This window comes from Armatimonadota bacterium, assembly GCA_020354555.1.
In the GTDB taxonomy this organism is placed as follows: Bacteria; Armatimonadota; Hebobacteria.
On record CP070648.1, the window covers coordinates 2,325,239 to 2,328,706 of the forward strand.

3 protein-coding genes are annotated in these 3,468 nt (G+C 67.1%); all 3 read right to left on the reverse strand.

Annotation, left to right across the window (positions count from 1 at the left end; all coding sequences use genetic code 11):
* A partial coding sequence (locus JSV65_09495) for an FAD-dependent oxidoreductase (protein ID UCH36567.1) occupies window positions 1–1,440 on the reverse strand: 1,440 nt, incomplete at its 3' end.
* A 430-nt stretch (window positions 1,441–1,870) separates the two neighbouring features.
* Window positions 1,871–2,617 (reverse strand): exo-alpha-sialidase, encoded by a 747-nt coding sequence (locus tag JSV65_09500; GenBank protein UCH36568.1) that lies wholly within the window; start codon window positions 2,615–2,617, stop codon window positions 1,871–1,873.
* Between the two features lie 142 nt (window positions 2,618–2,759).
* Window positions 2,760–3,468 (reverse strand): hypothetical protein (locus JSV65_09505; GenBank protein UCH36569.1); only part of this gene is annotated, 709 nt, incomplete at its 5' end.

A 3,468-nucleotide genomic window follows, 5' to 3' on the forward strand; every position in this document is an offset into this window, starting at 1 on the left:
CGACCCGAACGCGATATGGCTCGCGCTGACGCAGACCGGCACGACCAGGTTGTCGGCATGCCTTCGCTGCGGCAACAGCGCGCCGAACGGCACGCCGTAGGGCTTCGGTACCCGGACCTGCACGTCGCCCTCGTTGCGCACGCTGCCGTCGGCCGCGACGTAGCCGCAGCCGTGCTTCCGGTTGACGCAGCCGTCGAAGGGGTCGGCGGTGCCGTCGAGGTACACCCCGTCGAGGTCGTAGTCCGCCATGAGGCGGGCGATGCCGTGGGCGAGGAAATCCTGCCACACGCTGCGATAGCAGACCTTGTAGGCGTTCTGCAGGGGCTGCGGGGGATAGTTGTACGGCTCGTAGCCGCCGCGCGGCTGGATGACGCACTCGTCGCCGTACGCCGGCCATTCCGGCGCGAGGTCGGAGATGAGAAAGCCGAAGTAGATCAGGACCTGGATGCCGCGGTCGTGGCAGGCGCGGACGAAGCGGCGCAGTTGGTCGCCGTAGGTCGTCTCGGTGTATGACTCGATGTCGGTCCAGTGCTCGTGGAAGGCGACGGTGCGGACGCCGGCGGCTTTGAGGGCGTCAAGCTGTGATTCCGAGATATCGAGGCGCGTCTCGACGCCGAACGTCGGCTGCGAGATGTGGAACGTGCGGTAGTCCCAGGCGTCCTTCTCGACCGGCGCGATCGGCGTTGCCTGCAAACCGAAGGTGTAGGACAGCGAGGGCTGGTCGCCGTCGGGCGACAGCCGGAGCGATGAGTCAACCACCTTGAGGCGCAGCACGACGCGGTCGCCCTCGCGCTTGACTTCGGTGACGCGGCTCGGGTCGTCAGCGATCCAGTTCTCGTCGGACTCGGCGAACCATTCCAGGCCGCGCTCCTCGTCGCCGAGCCACATCACCGGGCGAAAGTTGTCAACGAAGCCTTCGGGCGTCAGCTCGCCCGGGCGATGCTCGGACCACGAGCGTTCGTAGTGCGGGTAGTAGTAGATGTATCTGGCCCGCTCGGAGTGGAGCGGGATCTCGAAGGTCAACAGCTCCACCGGCACCGCGCGCTTGGGTGTCAGCTCCCAACGGATGAGCATCATGCCGTCGTACTCGATGGTCGTCTCGGCGGACAGGACCAGGTCATTGCTCGTCGCCTTCTGGGACAGGCGGACGCGATCGGGCCGCGCCTCGAGCAGCTCCGGCTCCTCAAAGGTCCAGGTCCGCACCTTTCCGGTCGGGCGCACGCGCACCTCAATCGGCCCGCGCAGCAGCGACTTGCCGCCGCTCGTGATGGCGCTGGGAAACGGCCATTTGCCGAACTCGTAGCTTCGCCCCCAGCACGAAACGACGAGCACGCCCTCGCTGCGGTCAACCACGAGCGGCGTCCACGGGGGAAGCACCTCTTCGCTGATCCCGGCCTGCGAGCCGATCCAGGCCGGGGTTTCGCTGTGCCCAGCGCCCATAGCATCCCTCCGGGGTGTGATGATTGCCAGAGATATGACAGTCGCTGCGATCAGAATCCCGATGCGCACGAATCTCCTCGGCCGGAACGCGCGTCCCACGGCGGGCCTGGAAACGCCCGCCCGGCAGCTCCGCAATACGCCCCGCCGCCGGCGCGGCGAATCACTCCTTCTCGTAGAACCACTGGTACGGCACGGACTGCAGCTTCAGGCCCTCGGGGAACTTGTAATAGGTCAGCAGCACGCGGTCGTCCACCGGCGTGATGCTGGTGTAGCACAGCCTGCCGCCGGAGTCCACGATGCGGAGGTTCTCCCAGGTCTCGCCGTCGTCCTTCGAGATCGCCGAGTTGAGGGGGTCGCGGTCGGCGGTGTTGTTGTTCCAGATCAGGAGCAGGTCGCCGGTCTGGGGAAGGCGCGCGATGCTCTACTGCGCTCACTGCGACACCATGCCCGGGATCGGCTGCGGCTTGCTCCACGTCGCGCCCTGGTCGCTCGAGTACGCCTTGGCGATGATGCCCAGGTTGGTGCGGATGATCATCATTACGCGGCCGTCCTTGAGCTCGACCACCGCCGGCTCGCCCGCGCCCCAGGTGTCATCGGGCGCGATGTCCCGGATGTCCACGTCGGCGCTCTTGCGCCACGTCTTGCCGTTGTCGTCGGAATAGAGCACGAAGCTGAGCAGGATCCGCCCGCGCGCCCAGCCGTCGTACACCGGCAGCAGGATGCGCCCGCCGGTCAACTGCACCAAGCGGTCGTTGTTGATCGCGGTGTAGGCGCTGTATTCCGGCGGCACGCGGTACTTGAAGCGGTCGGTCCACGTCTGCCCGTCATCGGAGGAGCGGCGGAAGCACACCGAGCAGTCCTCGCGCGAGTCCTTGACGCAGTACGACATCAGGATGTCGCCGTCCGGGAGGCGCAGGAAGCCGACCTCGAACGTCGTCACTTTGCCTTCGTTCGGGACGAGCACGCGGTCGTCGCCCCAGGTCTTGCCGCCGTCGCGGGAGGTCTTGCTCCACACCTCCGCGCGGCCGAAGTCGTCGCCGTCGCGGTCCCAGCGGCCGTAGCCGAGCAGCAGGTCGCCGTTCTTGAGCTGAATGATATCCGCCTCGCCGTTGCGGGCGTGCTCGGGCGTGCTGGGCACGACGAGCTGCGATTTGGGTTGGGTGACTGATTCCGCCATAGTTGGTTGACCTCCTGAGGCGGCGAGCGCGATTAGCGCGGGCACGCAAATGACGGCCGCCGGCGGCACAGGCCCGCCCTGCATGGTTCTTCTGACGCGCATGGCCGTTCTCCTGTGCACCTTTTGATGGGACGGGACGGGCCTACTTCGCCTGACCCTCGTATTCCGCTATCTCGCACCGGATGCGGCGGTGATCGCCGTCGAGGTAGGCGCGGCGGAAGAGGTGAAACAGGCCCGATTCGCCGGAGACGAAGAGGTCCGGCCGGCCGGTTCCGTCCCAATCCACTGGCACGGGCAGGGACTCGTGGTGGCCGACTCTGATCGGCTCACCATCCACCGCCAGCCTGACCGGCGGCAGGAAGGCCGGCGCCTCGTTGGTGCCGACGTTCTCCAGATGCAGGATCTGATCGCTGACCCCAAGGAAGATGTCGTAGGCCCCCGTGCCCTTCCAGTCGCCGACGTTGTAGAACTTCGTGTAGCGGTGCCACTCCGTGGGAACGATCAGGCTTCCGTCCGCATACCTAAGCGGCTCGCCGGGCCGGAGCTTCAGCTCGCCCGCGGCCGTGTCGCGGTAGCGCCTGAAGAGCATCAACCGCTGCAAGTCCTCGCCGTGCCCGATGACGTCCACCAACCCGTCGCCGTCCCAGTCCACGAGCGCGGGCTTGGCTCTGTGGCTGATGACGCGCGCGCCGTCTTCTGCGCGGATCTCGTTCGGCCCGAGCAGCTTCGGCGCGGCGGCGGTGCCGACGTTCCTCAGGAAGAGCAACAGCCGCCCGATGAGCACGACGAGGTCGGGTATCCCGTCGCCGTCCCAGTCCACGTACGCCGGTGAGGTCTGGCCGAGGTTGGCC

What these genes read in the sequence shown, in the direction of transcription:
- JSV65_09500 (UCH36568.1), bottom strand. Translation starts at nt 2,617, where the DNA reads ATGGCGGAATCAGTCACCCAACCCAAATCGCAGCTCGTCGTGCCCAGC.